We start from the raw sequence: 17,143 nt of genomic DNA, 5'->3' as shown, positions 1-17,143 counted from the left end.
CGCATGTCACATTCCGGCGCCCTCGCTCCGTCGTCTTCACGACGCCGGAAGGCGACCCCGACCAAGGGAGACCCCCAGCCATGCACCGCATCACCGTCATCGGCGGCGGCTTCGCCGGACTCACCGCAGCGATCGCCGCCGCGGAGGCGGGCGCCAAGGTCACCGTCCACGAGGCCCACCACACCCTCGGTGGCCGCGCCCGCACCGCCGATGGCCCTTACCGGACCAATGAAGGACCCCACGCCCTCTACAGCGGCGGCCCCCACTGGACCTGGCTCCGTCAGCGCGGCCTCATCGGGCCGCTCGCGCCCGTCCCACCCCTGGAAGCGACCCGGCTGCGACTCCGCCACCGGGGCACCCTGCGCCGCACCCCGCCCTTCGCGCTGCTGAAACTGCTGCGCCACACCGGCACGCAGGCCCCCGTCGACACCGACTTCCGCACCTGGGCCACCCGGATCGCCGGCGAGGAGGGCGCCCGTGCCGCCGCCCACTACGCGGCGGTCGCGCTCTTCCACCACGACCCGGGCTCCCTGTCCGCCTCGTTCGTACAAGAACGCCTGCGCCGCGCCACCAGGCTTCCCCCGGAGGCGCACTATCCGCGTGGCGGCTGGGGCGGCCTCATCGACCGGATGGCGGCCCGCGCGTGGGACCTGGGCGTACGGATGGAGACCCTCTCCCGCGTCGGCACCGTGCCCCACGGCGCCCCGGTCGTCGTCGCCACCTCGCTGGACTCCGCCCGCCGTCTCCTCGGCGACGCCGCACTGACCTGGCCGAGCGGCCGCACCGTCCTGGTCGACCTCGCCCTGCGCACCCGCCGCGGTGACGCGTTCGTCGTGTCCGACCTGGACGCGCCGGGCTGGCTGGAGCGCTTCACCGCGCAGGACCGCACCCTCGCCCCGGCCGGCGAACAGCTGATCCAGGGCCAGATCCCCATCGCCCCCCACGAGTCCAGGGCGGACGGCACCGCTCGCGCGGAGGAACTGCTGGACGTGGCCTTCCCGGGCTGGCGGGAGCGGGTCACCTGGCGGCGGCAGGCGGTGGCGAACGGCCGTACCGGCGCCGTCGACCCGCCCGGCACCAGCTGGCGCGACCGGCCCGCCGTCGACCGGGGCGACGGCGTCTACCTCGCGGGTGACCAGGTCGCCGCGCCCGGTGTGCTCTCGGAGGTCTCCTTCAACAGCGCCCTGACGGCCGTCTCCCTCGCCCTCGGCCGGAACGCGCTTGACCTCAAGCGAGCTTGAGGTCACACCGTGGGAGCCGTAACGGCGCACCACCCGGCGCCGCAACCCACTGGGAGACCCCGATGCACGCCATCCGCCTGCACGCCCACGGCCCGGCCGAGAACCTCATGTACGAGGAAGTCGAAGACCCCCGGCCGGGCCCGGGTCAGATCCGTATCGCCGTCCGCGCGGCCGGCGTCCACCTCCTCGACACGGCCCTGCGCGCAGGGATGCAGGGCCCGGCTCCGGCCCCCACCACCCTGCCGACCGTCCCCGGCCGCGAGGTCGCGGGAATCGTCGACGCGCTCGGCACGGGCGCCCCCGAGGACCTGCTCGGCCGCCGCGTGGTCGCCCACCTGGGGTTCGCGCCCGGCGGCTACGCCGAACTGGCGGTCACCGACACCGGCCGACTGCACGAGATCCCGGAGCGGCTGGACTTCGCCGAGGCCGTCGCCATGATCGGCACAGGACGTACGGCCATGGGAATCGTGCAGTTCGCCGAACCGGGCCCCACGGACGTGGTCGTCGTCCCGGCCGCGGCGGGCGGCATCGGCACACTCCTCGTCCAGTACGCCAGGAACGCCGGCGCCACCGTCATCGCCCTGGCCGGCGGCCCCACGAAGACCGCGCGGGCGAGGGCCAACGGCGCCGACCTCGCCGTCGACTACACGGCCCCGGACTGGCCCGAACACCTCGACGCCCACCGCGGCAGGATCACCATCCTGTACGACGGCGTGGGCGGGGACGTCGCCCGCGCGGTGGTCGGTCTCCTCTCCTCCGAGGGCCGGCACATCGTCTTCGGCTGGTCCTCCCAAGGCATCGACAGCGACAGCCCGTACCTCGTCGAAGGCCTCTCCAGCAACGTCCTCGGCCCCGAGATGATGCGCAGGGCCGGCGGCCCCAACCCCGTCCGCACCCTGGAACTCCGCGCCCTCACCGAAGCCGCCGCAGGCCGGCTCACCCCCACCGTGCACCGCTTCCCGCTCGTCGAGGCCGCCGCCGCCCACCGGGCCCTGGAGAGCAGGGGCACCATCGGGAAGGTCGTCCTGGAGCCGTGAGGACGCCCGGCAAAACCACGGGCCCCCGCTCCCGCACGCCACTACCGTGCGAGAAGTGATCGACATTCCCGCGGAACTCGCCGCCGCCCAGGAGAAGTACAACAAGGAAGCCGGCCGGGCCTTCATCGCCGCCCTTCCGGACCGCGCCGCCGCCTTCCTCGACCGCTGGGACCTGAGCGTCACCGGGGCGCCCATGCACGGCGTGAGCGCCCTGGTCCTCCCCGTCGACCGCGCGGACGGCACCCCCGCGGTACTGAAACTCCAGATCCGCGACCACGAGAGCGAGGGCGAACCGACCGCGCTGCGCCTGTGGAACGGCGTCGGGGCGGTCCGCCTGCTCGACCACGACGAACCCACCGGCACCCTGCTCCTGGAACGCCTCGACGCCACCCGGATGCTCGCCCACCACCCCGACGTCCACGAGGGCGTCCTGGTCATCGCCCGCCTCCTCGCCCGCCTCCACACCACCCCGGCCCCCGACGGCATGCGCCGTCTCGGCGACATCACCGCGTCCATGCTGGAGCGGACCCCTCCGGCACTCGGCCGCATCCCGGACCCCGCCGCCCGCCGCATCGTCGCCGACTGCGCCGCCGCGGTACGCGAGGTCGCCGACGAACCCGGTGACCGCCTCCTGCACTGGGACCTGCACGACGAGAACGTCCTCGCCGCCGACCGCGCCCCCTGGCTCGCCATCGACCCCAAGCCACTCGCCGGCGACCCCGGCTTCGACCTCTGGCCCGCCCTCGCCAACAACTTCGACCCCGACGACATCGTCTGGCGCTTCGACGCCATGACCGACGTCCTCGGCCTCGACCGCGCGCGTGCGCGCGCGTGGACGTACGGCCGCCTGCTGCAGAACTGCCTGTGGGAGACCGGGGACGGCCGCCCCCTCGACGAGAACGGCCTGGAGATCGCCCGCCGCCTGCGGGCCAGTGCTGCGTAGAAGCCGCATGACAGGGAAAATCCCGGGCCGGAGACGGACCGGCCCGGGACCGTGTACTGGAGCCCCCTGTCGGATTCGAACCGACGACCTACGCATTACAAGTGCGTTGCTCTGGCCAACTGAGCTAAGGAGGCGCCGCGCGGCGCGCGCGAAGGCTGGTCCACTGTACACAGTGCCGCTTTCGCCGAGCCACGCACTTGTGGGAGTGGGTCCGCCCCATCATCCCAGGCCGTACGCGCGCCGACCGGCCTCTCTCCCTCCTCCTGCTGCCGATGCGGCCCGGGGCGGCGGGAGCGCGGGCACCGCGGACGCGGGTCCGCCGGACGGGGAGCGCTGGGTGGGGGTACGCCCAGCCATCTCCGTGATCGAAAGTTTCCGCGAAATTCACAGCCCTGGAACTACTGACAGACCAGGTGAACGCCAGGTACCGTCCTGTGCCAGTTCACTCATGTGGACCACACCACAACGGAACACCGTCGTGGCATCACCTTCCTACTCGGATCGTCCGGCACGTTCCTGCCGGTAGAAGGGGACCATTCACCATGGCCACTGTCACGTTCGACAAGGCGACCCGGGTCTACCCCGGCTCCACCAAGCCCGCCGTCGACGCCCTGGACATCGAGATCGCGGACGGCGAATTCCTCGTCCTCGTCGGCCCGTCCGGCTGCGGCAAGTCCACCTCGCTCCGCATGCTCGCGGGGCTCGAGGACGTCAACGGCGGCGCCATCCGCATCGGCGACCGCGACGTCACCCACCTGCCGCCGAAGGACCGGGACATCGCCATGGTGTTCCAGAACTACGCGCTCTACCCGCACATGTCGGTCGCCGACAACATGGGCTTCGCGCTCAAGATCGCCGGCGTCAACAAGGCGGAGATCCGGAAGAAGGTCGAAGAGGCCGCGAAGATCCTCGACCTCACCGAGTACCTGGACCGCAAGCCGAAGGCGCTCTCCGGCGGTCAGCGCCAGCGTGTCGCCATGGGCCGCGCCATCGTGCGTGAGCCGCAGGTGTTCCTCATGGACGAGCCGCTGTCCAACCTGGACGCCAAGCTCCGTGTGTCCACCCGTACGCAGATCGCCTCGCTCCAGCGCCGTCTGGGAATCACCACCGTCTACGTCACGCACGACCAGGTCGAGGCCCTGACCATGGGCGACCGTGTCGCGGTCCTCAAGGACGGTCTGCTCCAGCAGATCGACACCCCGCGCAACATGTACGACAAGCCCGCCAACCTGTTCGTCGCCGGTTTCATCGGCTCCCCCGCCATGAACCTGATCGAGGTCCCGATCGCCGACGGCGGTGTGATGTTCGGCAACTCGGTGGTGCCGGTGCAGCGTGACGCGCTGGCCTCGGCCACGGACAGGACCGTCACCGTGGGCGTCCGTCCCGAGCACTTCGACGTGACCGGCGCCGACACCGGCAAGGGTCTCGCGGTCACCGTCAACGTCGTCGAGGAGCTGGGCTCCGACGCGTTCGTGTACGGCACCGCTCAGGTCGACGGCGAGGCCAAGGACGTCGTGGTCCGCGTCGGCGGCCGTGAGGTCCCGGAGAAGGGCAGCCTGCTGCACGTCGTACCGCGTGCGGGTGAGACCCACGTGTTCGCGACGTCGACGGGTGCGCGCCTGTCCGACTGAGGTCGACCGTACTGACGTGAAGGGGCCCCGCGGCGCGCTGCGGGGCCCCTTCACGTTGTCGACAAATACCCCGGCACAACGGTCATTTCGAGCAGTGTGCGTCAACACGCCGCGCGGAATCGGAGATTCCCCGTCCCCCGTAACGGTGACGGAATGTTTTCACGCGGCTACCGGGCGCTACCCTCACACGCGTGAAGCACTCCACTAACCCTCAGACGCGACGCGGCCGGGGCGGCCCTGCCCGTCGGATCGGCCGTTCCCTCGCCCTCGTCCTGCCCGTCGTCCTGGTCCTCTCCGGGACCCTCGCGGTCGCGGGGGTCAACTGGTCGGGCGCCCCCTCGAGCCCGGTGCTCGCCGCCGCGGACACCTCCGCCTCCGGCGCCTCGTCGCGGGCCGGTGCGCGTGCACCGCAGGATGTGCTGCGCGACAAGCTGCTCGTCGAGCTGCAGGAGGAGGACCCGGGTGTGGCGCTCACCCACCTCCAGCAGGCGGTGAACGACCGCCCGGCGCTGGCGAAGCACTGCACCTCGATCGCCCGCTCCCTGGGCAGGGCCGCGGTCCGCGTCTACGGCCCGACCAAGGCACAGTCCTACGCCCGCCCGGTCTGCGACACCTCCTTCGCCTCAGGAGTGGTCAAGGCCAACGGCTGACCCCGCGACCACAGGCAGCCTCCGCCCACCCGCACCACACCCCGCCGCCTCCGCGGGCAGCCGCACCGCGCCCGCCGGGCCCACCGCGGGCAGTCGTGCCGCATGGCGGCACGGGTGGGCGGTGGGGGTACCTCCCGCTCGGGCGACGTCGAGAGTGAGGAGGCACCCCGTGTGCGCCCGGCAACGCGAACACCCGCGCCGCCCCGCCCCGCCCCGCGCCGCGCCGCCCCGCCCCGCGCCGCGCCGCGCCAACGCGAGCACCGAGCACCGAGCACCGAGCACCGAGCACCGAGCACCGACCAGTGAACCGGCACGACTGCCCGCAGCCCCAAGCCGAGCTCCGCGTAAAGTGCGGGCATGACCGACCCGCGTGCCGCCTCCCGCCCCGTACAAGCCGTCATCCTGGCCGGCGGCCAGGGCTCCCGGCTCCGTCCGTACACCGACGACCGGCCCAAGCCGATGGTCGAGATCCCCGGCACGGGAACCCCGATCATCGGCCATCAGCTCACCTGGCTCGCCGAGGAGGGCGTCACCGACGTCGTCGTCTCCTGCGGCCATCTCGCCGAGGTGCTCCAGAAGTGGCTGGAGACCACCGATCTGCCCGTCTCCGTCACCACCGTCGTCGAGACGGAACCTCTCGGCCGCGGCGGCGGCCTGAAGTACGCCGCCGCCCATCTTCCGCACCCCGACCAGCCCTGGTACGCCACCAACGGCGACATCTGGACCCGGTTCTCGCTGCGCGACATGGCCGACTTCCACACCGAGCGGGACGCCGTCGCGACCCTCGCCCTGGCCCGCCCGCGCATCCCGTGGGGTGCGGTACGCACCGACGGTTTCGGTCACATCACCGACTTCATCGAGGCCCCGCCGTCGACCTCCGAGATCAACGCGGGTGTGTACGTCTTCTCCGCCGAATTCGCCGATCTGCTCCCGGAGCGCGGCGACCACGAACGCACCACGTTCCCGCGCCTCGCGCGTGAGCGCCGGCTCGCCGGGTTCCCGATCCCCCAGGGCTCCTACTGGCGGGCGATCGACACCGCGAAGGACCTGACGGAGGCGGCGAAGGAGCTGGCGGCGCAGGGCCGCTGAGACGACGTCACCGGCGTGGGACGACGTCACCCCCATACGACGCGACGTCACCCGCGTACGACAACGGGGTCCCGCACGGACGGAACGTGCGGGACCCCGTTGTCGTGGGCGCAGGGGGCGTCACCCGAGCAGGCCGCCCACCAGCCCCGGCTCCCCGGAGGAGCCGCCGTGGCCCCCACGCGGGGTGCCGTCGCTGCCGCCGGAGGCACCGCCGCCGCCCGAGGTCGGGCCGGAGGTGGTGCTCGGGGCCTGTCCTGCCGGGGAGGTCTGCTGGGGCGAGGCCTGCCCGGTGCTGCCCCGGGTCTGGCTGGGCGCGCCGGTGGCGGAGCCGGCGCCCTGGGTCGCCCCGGGGGCGGTGGTCCCGGCGGACGGGCTCGCCGCGCCCGAAGTGGCGCCCTGGGTGGGCGAGGTGGGGGCGGACGGGGTCCGCTTCTCCTTCTGCCGTTCGCCGGACTTCTCGGGCAGTGGTGACCCCGGAAGCTCGTTGCGCGGGGCCTCACCGGGCCCGGGAACGACCACCCGGTCGGCGTCGCGGACCGCGCTGCCGAGCAGTGAGCCGACGAGCATGGTCAGCCCGCACACCACGAAGGTGATGAGAACGCCGCGCCGCAGGACGTAGCCACGCAGGTCCCAGATGTCCGCGCGGGGACCGAGCCGGCGCCAGGCCGCCCCCGCGAGGCGGCCGTCGACGGAGTAGACGGGGGCGCCCGCGATGATCAGCGGCGACCAGGCGGCGAGGTAGATGATGTCGGGCGTCTCGTAGGCAGGGACGCTCTTCCAGCTGACGGTGACCAGCAGCGCCGCCGAGAGCGTCGCCCCGATGACGGCTGCCGCCCGCTGCCAGCAGCCGAGGATGGTCAGGACACCGACGACGACCTGGGCGAAGGCGATGGCCAGTCCGGAGCCGATGGGGTGTTCGAGGGCGAACTGGCGCAGTGGCTCGGCGGCTTCCCAGGGATGCAGGGTGTGCAGCCACGTGACCATGGAGCCGCGCGTGCCGCCCTCGAAGTAGAGCGGGTCGCAGAGCTTGCTCATCCCGGCGTAGATCGAGATGCCGCCGAGGAAGACGCGCAGCGGGAGCAGGACCATGCCGAGGTTCATCCGGCGGCCGGGGTAGTAGGCGTGCCGGCCCGGGTCGTCGCCGTGCCGCCTGCCGTGTCGGCCGGTGCTCTCGAACTCGTCGTCGTGGGCGGGTTCGTCGTGGTCCGGGGTGCCGTGGGCGTGGTCGTGGGCGGGTTCGTCGTAGGCGCTGCCGACGGTGCGCATCGGGGGCAGCAGGGGCCCGTCGCCGGGGCGGCGCTGGGCGCCGACGAACGGGGTTGCGAGGGGCTGGGTGTCCGGGCCGTCGCCGTAGTCGTACCCGGTGCCCGTGTGGGGCAGGACCTGGGTGGCTCCGGTGTCGGTGAACAGGTCGTCGGCGTGGCGGACGCCTTCGTGCTGCCGCACGGCCTGGAGCAGTCGGTGGGCGCCGGTGTCGTCGGGGGCGGACCGGCCGCTCCAGACAACGGGACGGCGGCGGGCGGCGGCCGGTACCGCCGTGCCCATGCTGGTGACGACGGGAATGCGGGCGGTGTCCTCGGCGGCACTTGCGTGCCGTGCGATCCGCGGCGACGATGCGCGCCGCGCCGAGACGCCCAGCTGAACGCGGAAGCTGGCGTGATTGACGATGACCTGCGCCGGATCGCTCGGCACCTTCACCATGCTCAGCGCGGGAGCGTCGTCGAGTCCCGACGAGCGGTCCCCCGTGGGTGTGCGGGGTGTTCTGGTGTCCACACTCATCTAACCGAGTGCCGGGGCGTTAGGACACTGCCTCGACCCGCCAGAAGTGTCCGGACCGCGTCAAGCCGGTCCGGACCCCCCGGAATCCTCCATGCGGGTGACATGGTCGAACGCCCGTTCAGACCCGCCGGCGCGCCGCCTCACCCGGCAACGACCCCGTCGGCACACCGGGCACACCCCGTCTGCCGCCCCTCGCACACCGCGCGGCGTCACACGGCTGCGGCCCCGGCCGGCGTGCTCCGCCGCCCCCGGCGTCAGCCCCGCCGGCGCGCCGCCTCGTACAGCACGATGCCCGCCGCCACACCGGCGTTCAGCGACTCGGCGCCTCCCGGCATCGGGATCCGCACCCGGTGGTCGCACGTTTCGCCGACGAGCCGGGACAGTCCCTTGCCCTCGCTGCCGACGACGATGACGACCGGGCCGTTCAGCGCGTCCAGCTCACCGATCTCGGCCTCGCCGTCGGCGGCCAGGCCGACGACCGCGATCCCGGCCTTCTTGTACGCCTCCAGCGCGCGCGTGAGGTTGGTGGCCCGGGCGACGGGCGTACGGGCGGCCGCCCCCGCGGACGTCTTCCATGCCCCGGCGGTCATCCCCGCGGCCCGCCGCTCGGGCACGACGACGCCGTGGCCGCCGAAGGCGGAGACGGAGCGGACGACCGCGCCGAGGTTGCGCGGGTCGGTGACCCCGTCGAGGGCGACGATCAACGGGTCCCGGCCCTCGTCGTGGGCGCCCGCGACGAGGTCCTCGGGGTGCGCGTACTCATAGGGCGGCACCTGGAGGACCAGACCCTGGTGGTTCAGTCCGTTGGTCATCCGGTCGAGCTCGGGACGCGGCGCCTCCATGAGGTTGATGCCGCCGCGCTCGGCCGCGAGCTGGAGCGCCTCGCGCACCCGCTCGTCGTTGTCGATGAACTGCTGGACATACAGCGTGGACGCGGGCACACCCTCGCGCAGCGCCTCGACGACCGGGTTGCGGCCGACGACGAGCTCGGAGGCCGAGCGGCCCCCGCCGCGCCGCTGCGGGGTGCGGCCCTGGGCGCGGCGCACCTTCGACTGGGCGGCGCGCTGCTTGGCGTGCCCCTTGCGCATCTCGGCGGGCGGCGTCGGCCCCTTGCCTTCCAGGCCCCGGCGTCGCTGGCCGCCACTGCCGACCTGCGCGCCCTTCTTGCCGGACATGCGGCGGTTGTTCGCGGCCATGAGGTATCCGTCTCCGTGAAGTCGTGGGTGGTACTGCTTACTGCTTCTGCTTCTGCTTCTGTGCGTACGTCTGTGAGGTGTGCCTATGAAGTGTGCCGCCCGGAGGCCCGGACGGCACAGTCGATCTTCAGGTGCCGGGGCCGACGGCGCCCGGCCCTCAGCGCGGGCCGAGGCTCCAGCGCGGCCCCTGCGGGCTGTCCTCGATCACCAGACCGGACTGGCCGAGCTGGTCGCGGATGGCGTCCGCGGTGGGCCAGTCCTTGCGCGCCCGCGCGGCCTCGCGCTGGTCGAGGACCATGCGGACCAGGGTGTCGACCGCGCCGTGCAGGTCCTCCCCGCGGTCGCTCTCGCCGGCCCAGTGCGGGTCCAGCGGGTCGAGGCCGAGCACTCCGAGCATGGCGCGGATCTCGGCGAGCCGGGCGACCGCCGCTTCCTTGTCGTCGGCGGCCAGCGCGCTGTTGCCCTGCCGGACGGTTGTGTGCACGACGGCGAGCGCCTGCGGGACGCCGAGGTCGTCGTCCATCGCCTCGGCGAACGCGAGCGGCACCTCGTCGGCCGGTTCGACGACGCCCCCGGCCTTCTCCACAACGCGCTGCACGAAGCCCTCGATCCGCGCGAAGGCGGACTCCGCCTCGCGCAGGGCCGCCTCGCTGTACTCGATCATCGACCGGTAGTGCGGGGTGCCGAGGTAGTAGCGCAGCACGATGGGCCGCCAGCGCTTGACCATCTCGCTGACCAGTACCGAGTTGCCGAGCGACTTCGACATCTTCTCGCCGCTCATGGTGACCCAGGCGTTGTGCACCCAGTACCGGGCGAACTCGTCGCCGTAGGCCTTGGCCTGGGCGATCTCGTTCTCGTGGTGCGGGAAGATCAGGTCGAGACCGCCGCCGTGGATGTCGAAGGCGCTGCCGAGGTACTTGTGCGCCATCGCCGAGCACTCCAGATGCCAGCCGGGGCGGCCGCGGCCCCACGGCGTCTCCCAGCTCGGCTCGCCGGGTTTGGCCGCCTTCCACATGGCGAAGTCGCGCGGGTCCCGCTTGCCGGTCTCACCCTCGCCCGACGGCTGGAGCAGGTTGTCGAGCTCCTGGTTGGACAGCCTGAGGTACTCGGGGAACGAGGCGACGGCGAAGTACACGTTGCCGTCGGCCTCGTAGGCGTGCCCGCGCTCGATGAGGCCGCGCATCATCTCGACCATCTCGGTGATGTGGCCGGTGGCGCGGGGCTCGTAGGTCGGCGGCAGGCAGCCCAGGGCCCGGTAGCCGTCGGTGAAGGCGCACTCGTTCGCGTAGCCGATGGACCACCAGGGGCGGTTCTGCTCGGCGGACTTGGCGATGATCTTGTCGTCGATGTCGGTGACGTTGCGGATGAACGTCACGTCCAGACCGCGGTACTCGAACCAGCGGCGCATGATGTCGAAGTTCAGGCCCGAGCGGATGTGCCCGATGTGTGGTGCCGCCTGCACGGTGGCACCACACAGGTAGATCGAGACACAACCCGGCTGGAGCGGGGTGAAGTCACGGATCTGCCGGGCGCTGGTGTCGTACAGGCGAATGGTCACGACACCAGGGTAGTAGGCGCGGGAAGGTGCGCGGTGCACGGTGCCGTCCTTGCGGTCGGGCGGATCTCGGGTGCCGGCCCGGTGGGGGCTGGTCGCGCCCGCGCGGCGGAGCCGCATGCCGACACAGGCCCGCGCCGCTTGGGGCCTGGCCGCTCACCCCTCGTGTATGACCAGCGCCGTCGCCACCGCCATGAGGCCCTCTCCCCTGCCCGGGAAACCCAATCCGTCCGTTGTGGCGCCCGAGACCGAGACCGGGGCGCCCGCCGCCTCCGACAGGAGCTTCTGTGCCTCCTGCCTGCGCTTGCCGATCTTCGGGCGGGGGCCGACGACCTGTACGGCGATGTTGCCGACGCGGAAGCCGGCTTCCCGGACGATGCGCGCGGCCTCCGTCAGCAGGGTGACGCCCGACGCGCCGGACCACTCGGGGCGGCCGGTGCCGAAGTGCTGTCCCAGGTCGCCCAGGCCGGCGGCGGAGAAGAGGGCGTTGCAGGCGGCGTGGGCGACGACGTCCGCGTCGGAGTGACCGGCGAGGCCGGGGCCCTCGCCCTCCCATTTCAGGCCGGCGCACCACAGCTCGCGGCCGTCCTCGAAGGCGTGGATGTCGGTGCCGATGCCGACCTGGGGCAGCGGGTACGGCTCAGAAGCCATCGTTCAGCCTCCTGCGTGCCAGGACCGCCTCGGCGAGGACCAGGTCGAGGGGGCGGGTGACCTTGAAGGCCTCCTCGTGCCCGGGGACGGTGACGACGGTGAGGCCGAGCTGTTCGACCATGCTCGCGTCGTCGGTGACGTTGTCGGTCACCGTCGCGTGGGCACGCACCAGGGTGTCCCGGTCGAAGCCCTGTGGGGTCTGCACCGCCCGCAGCAGGGACCGGTCGGGCGTGGCGACCACGGGTTCCGGCTCGCCGGGGGCGGTGGCGGGCTCGACCTGCTTGACGGTGTCGGCGAGCGGCAGCACGGGGACGACGGCGGGTGCTCCGTCGCGTACCGCCTCGACGACGGCGTCGACGGTGTCCACGGGGACGAGCGGGCGGGCCGCGTCGTGCACCAGGACGATGTCGTAGCCGGGCGGCAGCGCGTCCAGTCCGAGTTTCACGGACTCCTGGCGGCTCTCACCACCGGGGACGACGAGGAAGTCGGTGCGGTCGGGCAGCGCGTGCGCGTCGAGCAGCGTCCTGACCTCGGCGGCGCCGTCGGGCGGGGCCACGACGACGACCAGGGAGACGGCACGGGAGTCGGCCATCGCGCGGATCGCGTGGATGAGCATCGGCGTACCGCCCAGCGCGCGGAGCGCCTTCGGGGCGCCCGGACCGAGGCGCACACCGCGGCCGGCGGCCGGAATCACGGCCGCCGTGCGGATGGTCGTACGGCCGGACGCGGGGGTGGGCGAGGGCGGAGGGAGCGGATCGGCAGACATCGGTTCCTGTCAGGTTTGTGTGCTCGGCCTACGTGGGTATGGCCTGGGCGTACCCCCTGCTCCCGGAGCGGGGGAATGCCGGGCGTGCCGCCTTGACCAGCCCCTTCCGTGACTCTGGTCGAGCCGACCGCCCGGGCCCGGCACGCCAGGGGCGGGAATGTGGGTGATGACACATTCCACACCACGGCGCAGGAGCAGCGTACGTACGGTGTCGGGGTACGAACATGCCGCAGCGCCCGGCGACATCCATGACGTCATCGGGCACCGCGGCATTTCGATGTGCTGAGCGCGGCTTCGCATCGCTGCTCCGCTTACTGCTGCGCTCCGCCGAGCGCCGAGTATGTGAGCGAACGAAACTGCGGCTCAGGAGGCCTCAGGAGGCGAGAACCTCGTCGAGCAGGGCCTCGGCCTTGTCCTCGTTGGTGTTCTCAGCGAGGGCGAGTTCGCTGACCAGAATCTGACGCGCCTTGGCGAGCATGCGCTTCTCACCTGCGGAGAGTCCGCGCTCGCGCTCACGACGCCACAGGTCACGCACGACTTCCGCGACCTTGATGACATCGCCCGATGCGAGCTTCTCGAGATTTGCCTTGTAACGACGGGACCAGTTCGTGGGCTCCTCCGCATACGGTGCGCGCAGCACCTCGAAGACCCGGTCCAGCCCTTCCTGACCGACCACATCACGTACGCCGACGAACTCCGCATTGTCCGCTGGCACACGTACCGTCAGGTCACCCTGGGCGACCTTCAGCACCAAGTAGGTCTTGTCCACGCCTTTGATCTGGCGAGTTTCGATAGCCTCGATCAGCGCGGCCCCGTGATGGGGATAGACCACGGTGTCGCCAACCTTGAACGTCATGTGACAGGTACCCCTTCCGTGGCTATCCAGGGTAACACGGATACGGCGTCTTCTGAATGGCGTTTTCGCAGGTCAGGGCCATTCTCGGGGCTTGACAACTGCATCAGGAACGTGCTGCGACCGCCTAGCGGAAGCAGGTATTCGCAGGTCGGAGCGGCTCTCCGGCGCAAGCGAATCGCGCACGTCACACGCTCCCGCGACCCCGCGCAGGCGGACGAACATCCCCATATGTCCGGTTCGGTGCGCCCGAGTTCCGCTACTCCGTTCGATGAGCTCGGCCGGGTTCCGGCCGAATCCTGAATTGATCACACGGTGTGAGGATCGGCGGCCGGTGATCAATTCCCTGGCCGCCCGCTCATTCCTTCACGGGAAATAGGCGATCACTCGAATGCGGCGGTACTCGCGCGTACTGCGAGGCGGAAGTGGCAGGTGTTAACTCACGAATCACTGGGGGGTCACGGGACCGGACGGGACCGCCGGGATACGACCGGTGATCGAGTGACGCCCTCCGCACGCACACCGCTTCCTGGGCTAACCCCGCCCTCTCGGGGAGGGTCGGGTGCGACGCCACCGGAACGGCTCGGTAACCTGAGGCCGCTGACAGACACTTAGGGCGGCTTCACCCGGTCGCCAAACGCTCAAGTCAAGGAGTTGCCGCCGCCGTGAGCAGCAGCCTTCGACGCGGCGCCCTCGCCGCCGCCGTCATCGCGTTCTCGATCGCCTCGCTCTCCGCGTGCGCGGCCGGCCACAACGCCCAGTCGCTCCAGATCCAGCCGGACAACGCGGCCACGACCGTGGGCGACATCAAGATCCAGAACGCCATGGTCATCACCCAGCCCGACCTGGAGTCGACCGGCCCCGCCGTCGTCGCCGCCACGCTGTTCAACGAGGGCAGCACCGACCAGACGCTGGAGTCGGTCGCCATCCCCGGCACCGGCAAGACCGCCGAGCTGTCCCCCGCCGAGGGCGGCAGCCTCACCGTCCCGGCCGGCGGCCGTCTGATCCTCGGCGGCGAGGGCAACGCCTCCGCCGTCCTGCCCAGCAGCCGCGAGGCCGTCCGGGACGGCAACGCGCAGCAGGTCACCTTCACCTTCAGCAAGACCGGCGAGGTGGGCCTGCGCGCGCTCGTCTACCCGGCCGAGGGCAACTACGAGAGCTGGGGCCCGAGCGAGATCCCGGCCGCACCGGGCGCCTCGACGGAGCCGTCGGCCGAATCCTCCGGCGAGCCCGCCGACGGCAGCACGGACGAGGCCACCGGCACCCCGGGCGACACGGAGACCTCCGGCGCCGCCGGCGACGCCTCGGCGACGAGCACCCCGACCGACGCCGCCTCGGCCAGCCAGTCGGCCGGCCACTGAGCACACCCCACATCGCGTAAGGGCGGACCCCCGCGGGGGTCCGCCCTTACGCGATGTGGGCGCCTCGGTAGCTGCGGGCCATCGCCTCTCCCCAGTGCCCCGAGGGTTCGGGAGGCACCCCCGGGACGGCACGGGTGGGGCTGCGAGGTGCCTCCCGTTCGAGCGCAGCCGAGAATGCGGGGAGACACCCGTGCGGCTGGGCCGCGCAACTCCCGCCCAGCCCCCACCACGGCACACACCCCGCCTACGCGGACCACGGTCTGCGCCCTGTTCGGAGCGTCGCCGCCGTGCCCGGCACCAACCAGCGCACGGCCGCACCCGTCCTACCGTCTGCGGTCTGCGGTCTACGGTCTACGGTCTACGGCTCGAACTTGTACCCCAGCCCTCGTACCGTCACCAGATACCGCGGCGCACCCGGATCCGGCTCGATCTTCGCGCGCAACCGCTTGACGTGCACATCCAGCGTCTTGGTGTCACCGACGTAGTCGGCCCCCCACACCCGGTCGATGAGCTGCATCCGGGTCAGCACCCGCCCGGCATTGCGCAGCAGCATCTCCAGCAGGTCGAACTCCTTCAGCGGCAGATCGACCTTGGTGCCGCCCACGGTGACCACGTGCCGGTCCACGTCCATCCGAACCGGCCCGGCCTCCAGCGCCGCGGGCGTCACCTCCTCGGGCTCACCGCGCCGGCGCAGCACCGCGCGGATACGGGCGACCAGCTCGCGCGAGGAGAACGGTTTGGTCACGTAGTCGTCGGCGCCTATTTCCAGCCCGACCACCTTGTCGATCTCGCTGTCCTTGGCGGTCACCATGATGACGGGGACGTTGGAACGGCCGCGCAGCTGGCGGCAGACTTCGGTGCCCGGCAGCCCGGGCAGCATCAGGTCGAGCAGTACGAGGTCGGCGCCGTTGCGCTCGAACTCGTCGAGTCCGTCGGGCCCGGTGGTCGCGACGGCGACCTCGAAGCCCTCCTTGCGGAGCATGTACGACAGGGCGTCGGAGAAGGACTCCTCGTCCTCGACGACGAGCACTCGGGTCACGGAAGGACCTCCGGGGAGGGAAGCGTTTCGTACGCGGATGGATCGGAAGAGTGGGGGGATGAGTGGGACGGCCGTCCGGCCTCGTCCTCGAGGCCTTCGGTGTCGTCCCGGTGGGACATCTGGTGGGCGCGGTCACGGGCCGCACGGGCCTCCGGCAGCCGCAGGGTGAAGGTGGAGCCCTGGCCCTCGGCGCTCCACACGGTGACTTCCCCGCCGTGCGAGGCGGCCACGTGCTTCACGATCGCGAGGCCCAGTCCCGTACCGCCGGTGGCACGGGAGCGAGCGGGGTCGACACGGTAGAAACGTTCAAAGACGCGCTCCTTGTCCTTCTCGGAGATACCGATGCCCTGGTCGGTCACGGCAATCTCGATCAGGTCCCCGCCCGGCTGGACGACCGTACGCGCCGCGATGCCCACGCGGGTGCGGGCGGGTGAGTAGTTGACCGCGTTCTCGACGAGATTGCCGAGCGCGGCGGCGAGCTGGCCGCGGTTGCCCCATATGCGCAAGTCGTCGGCGCCTCCCGCGGCCATGGTGATTTCCTTCATCCCCGCCTGGTGCCGGCAGCGGTCGATGGCCTCGGCGACCAGTTCGTCGACGCGGACGGGCTCGGCGTCCTCCAGCGGATCATCGTTCTGCACCCGGGAGAGGTCAATGAGTTCCTGCACCAGGTTGGTCAGCCGGGTGGCCTCGATCTGCATCCGTCCGGCGAAGCGCTCCACGGCCTCGGGGTCCTCGGAGGCGTCCATCACGGCCTCGGAGAGCAGGGAGAGCGCCCCGACGGGGGTCTTGAGCTCATGGCTGACATTCGCGACGAAGTCGCGTCGTACGGCCTCGATGCGGCGGGCCTCCGTGAGGTCCTCGACCAGCAGCAGGACGAGCCGGGAGCCGAGCGGCGCCACCCGCGCGGAGACCGCGAGGGCCTCGCCGCGCCCGGTGCCCCGGCGGGGCAGGTCCAGCTCGACCTGGCGTATTTCGCCGTCGCGCCGGGTGTCGCGGGCCATCTTCAGCATGGGCTCCACGGCGAGCTTGCCGCCGCGGACCAGACCGAGTGCGTACGCGGCGGAGCTGGCCTTGACGACACCGTCGGCCTCGTCCAGGACGACGGCGGACGAGCGCAGTACGGACAGCACGGTGTCCACTCCCGGCGGAAGCACCGGGTCGGTGTGCAGGGAGGAGCGCGTGGGGCGCCTTTGTTCGCGCTCGCTGACGCGGAACGCCAGCATGGCGATGACGCCGGTGAGCACTCCGGCGATCGCAGCCACTGCGGCGACCGCCGCGTTCACGTCCATGCACCCAGGTTAGGCATGACGCGGCCGGTGCCCACAGCCGTCGGAGGGCGAGCTCGAACACTC

The 17,143-nt window shown here is 71.8% G+C and carries 15 protein-coding genes and 1 tRNA gene; 7 read left to right on the top strand and 9 right to left on the bottom strand.

Annotated elements, in window-relative coordinates; all coding sequences use genetic code 11:
- Positions 1-80: 80 nt before the first annotated feature.
- The 3 genes from ACZ5C2_RS00790 to ACZ5C2_RS00780 all read left to right on the top strand — a co-directional run bounded on the left by ACZ5C2_RS00790 (position 81) and on the right by ACZ5C2_RS00780 (position 3,221).
- Positions 81-1,241 (top strand): FAD-dependent oxidoreductase, encoded by a 1,161-nt coding sequence (locus ACZ5C2_RS00790; protein ID WP_468785078.1) that lies wholly within the window; start codon positions 81-83, stop codon positions 1,239-1,241.
- A gap of 62 nt (positions 1,242-1,303) precedes the next feature.
- Positions 1,304-2,278, top strand: coding sequence for a zinc-binding dehydrogenase (locus tag ACZ5C2_RS00785; RefSeq protein WP_468785076.1), 975 nt, complete (start codon positions 1,304-1,306; stop codon positions 2,276-2,278).
- Between the two features lie 46 nt (positions 2,279-2,324).
- Positions 2,325-3,221, top strand: a complete 897-nt coding sequence (locus ACZ5C2_RS00780) for an aminoglycoside phosphotransferase family protein (protein WP_468785074.1) — start codon at positions 2,325-2,327, stop codon at positions 3,219-3,221.
- 57 nt (positions 3,222-3,278) lie between these two features.
- On the opposite strand, the gene ACZ5C2_RS00775 is transcribed toward ACZ5C2_RS00780, so the two are convergent.
- A tRNA-Thr gene (locus ACZ5C2_RS00775) sits at positions 3,279-3,355 on the bottom strand.
- A gap of 408 nt (positions 3,356-3,763) precedes the next feature.
- Here ACZ5C2_RS00775 and ACZ5C2_RS00770 point away from each other — a divergent pair.
- The 3 genes from ACZ5C2_RS00770 to ACZ5C2_RS00760 all read left to right on the top strand — a co-directional run bounded on the left by ACZ5C2_RS00770 (position 3,764) and on the right by ACZ5C2_RS00760 (position 6,591).
- Positions 3,764-4,852, top strand: coding sequence for an ABC transporter ATP-binding protein (locus ACZ5C2_RS00770; protein ID WP_468785072.1), 1,089 nt, complete (start codon positions 3,764-3,766; stop codon positions 4,850-4,852).
- Between the two features lie 191 nt (positions 4,853-5,043).
- Positions 5,044-5,502, top strand: a complete 459-nt coding sequence (locus tag ACZ5C2_RS00765) for a hypothetical protein (protein WP_468785070.1) — start codon at positions 5,044-5,046, stop codon at positions 5,500-5,502.
- Positions 5,503-5,859: 357 nt separating this feature from the next.
- Positions 5,860-6,591 (top strand): nucleotidyltransferase family protein, encoded by a 732-nt coding sequence (locus ACZ5C2_RS00760; RefSeq protein ID WP_468785068.1) that lies wholly within the window; start codon positions 5,860-5,862, stop codon positions 6,589-6,591.
- A 120-nt stretch (positions 6,592-6,711) separates the two neighbouring features.
- Here the strand turns inward: ACZ5C2_RS00760 and ACZ5C2_RS00755 are convergent, their stop codons facing one another.
- From ACZ5C2_RS00755 to ACZ5C2_RS00730, 6 genes are all read right to left on the bottom strand, one after another.
- Entirely contained in the window at positions 6,712-8,370 is a 1,659-nt protein-coding gene (locus ACZ5C2_RS00755; protein ID WP_468785066.1) for a DoxX family protein, read from the bottom strand.
- A gap of 254 nt (positions 8,371-8,624) precedes the next feature.
- On the bottom strand, positions 8,625-9,566 hold the full coding sequence (gene rlmB, locus ACZ5C2_RS00750) for a 23S rRNA (guanosine(2251)-2'-O)-methyltransferase RlmB (RefSeq protein ID WP_468785064.1): 942 nt from the start codon (positions 9,564-9,566) through the stop codon (positions 8,625-8,627).
- A 157-nt stretch (positions 9,567-9,723) separates the two neighbouring features.
- The gene (cysS, locus tag ACZ5C2_RS00745; RefSeq protein ID WP_468785062.1) at positions 9,724-11,124 is read right to left on the bottom strand and encodes a cysteine--tRNA ligase; all 1,401 of its coding nucleotides are present in this window, start codon (positions 11,122-11,124) and stop codon (positions 9,724-9,726) included.
- A gap of 153 nt (positions 11,125-11,277) precedes the next feature.
- Positions 11,278-11,772, bottom strand: coding sequence for a 2-C-methyl-D-erythritol 2,4-cyclodiphosphate synthase (gene ispF / locus ACZ5C2_RS00740; RefSeq protein WP_468785060.1), 495 nt, complete (start codon positions 11,770-11,772; stop codon positions 11,278-11,280).
- Entirely contained in the window at positions 11,762-12,538 is a 777-nt protein-coding gene (gene ispD / locus ACZ5C2_RS00735) for a 2-C-methyl-D-erythritol 4-phosphate cytidylyltransferase (protein WP_468785058.1), read from the bottom strand. The genes ispF and ispD overlap by 11 nt, the downstream gene beginning before the upstream one ends.
- A gap of 373 nt (positions 12,539-12,911) precedes the next feature.
- Complete coding sequence (locus tag ACZ5C2_RS00730) at positions 12,912-13,394, bottom strand: CarD family transcriptional regulator (protein ID WP_006380568.1); 483 nt, start codon at positions 13,392-13,394, stop codon at positions 12,912-12,914.
- Positions 13,395-14,056: 662 nt separating this feature from the next.
- Between ACZ5C2_RS00730 and ACZ5C2_RS00725 the strand changes: the two genes are divergently transcribed.
- Positions 14,057-14,752: a copper chaperone PCu(A)C domain-containing protein gene (locus tag ACZ5C2_RS00725; RefSeq protein ID WP_468785053.1), complete on the top strand. Its 696-nt coding sequence runs from the start codon at positions 14,057-14,059 to the stop codon at positions 14,750-14,752.
- Between the two features lie 358 nt (positions 14,753-15,110).
- On the opposite strand, the gene phoP is transcribed toward ACZ5C2_RS00725, so the two are convergent.
- A complete protein-coding gene (gene phoP, locus ACZ5C2_RS00720) occupies positions 15,111-15,791 on the bottom strand; it encodes a two-component system response regulator PhoP (protein ID WP_004929857.1) in 681 nt (226 codons plus the stop codon).
- A complete protein-coding gene (phoR, locus tag ACZ5C2_RS00715; RefSeq protein WP_468785050.1) occupies positions 15,788-17,080 on the bottom strand; it encodes a two-component system sensor histidine kinase PhoR in 1,293 nt (430 codons plus the stop codon). Before phoR ends, phoP begins: the two co-directional genes overlap by 4 nt.
- Positions 17,081-17,143: the final 63 nt, after the last annotated feature.

The organism is Streptomyces sp. NPDC031365 (genome assembly GCF_055569765.1).
This window is presented reverse-complemented; position numbering and strand designations above follow the sequence as displayed.

Coding starts and splice junctions, on each gene's coding strand:
- ACZ5C2_RS00790 (WP_468785078.1), top strand. CDS start 81: ATGCACCGCATCACCGTCATCGGCGGCGGCTTCGCCGGACTCACCGCA.
- ACZ5C2_RS00785 (WP_468785076.1), top strand. CDS start 1,304: ATGCACGCCATCCGCCTGCACGCCCACGGCCCGGCCGAGAACCTCATG.
- ACZ5C2_RS00770 (WP_468785072.1), top strand. CDS start 3,764: ATGGCCACTGTCACGTTCGACAAGGCGACCCGGGTCTACCCCGGCTCC.
- ACZ5C2_RS00760 (WP_468785068.1), top strand. CDS start 5,860: ATGACCGACCCGCGTGCCGCCTCCCGCCCCGTACAAGCCGTCATCCTG.
- ACZ5C2_RS00755 (WP_468785066.1), bottom strand. CDS start 8,370: ATGAGTGTGGACACCAGAACACCCCGCACACCCACGGGGGACCGCTCG.
- rlmB (WP_468785064.1), bottom strand. CDS start 9,566: ATGGCCGCGAACAACCGCCGCATGTCCGGCAAGAAGGGCGCGCAGGTC.
- ispF (WP_468785060.1), bottom strand. CDS start 11,772: ATGGCTTCTGAGCCGTACCCGCTGCCCCAGGTCGGCATCGGCACCGAC.
- ispD (WP_468785058.1), bottom strand. CDS start 12,538: ATGTCTGCCGATCCGCTCCCTCCGCCCTCGCCCACCCCCGCGTCCGGC.
- ACZ5C2_RS00730 (WP_006380568.1), bottom strand. CDS start 13,394: ATGACGTTCAAGGTTGGCGACACCGTGGTCTATCCCCATCACGGGGCC.
- phoR (WP_468785050.1), bottom strand. CDS start 17,080: ATGGACGTGAACGCGGCGGTCGCCGCAGTGGCTGCGATCGCCGGAGTG.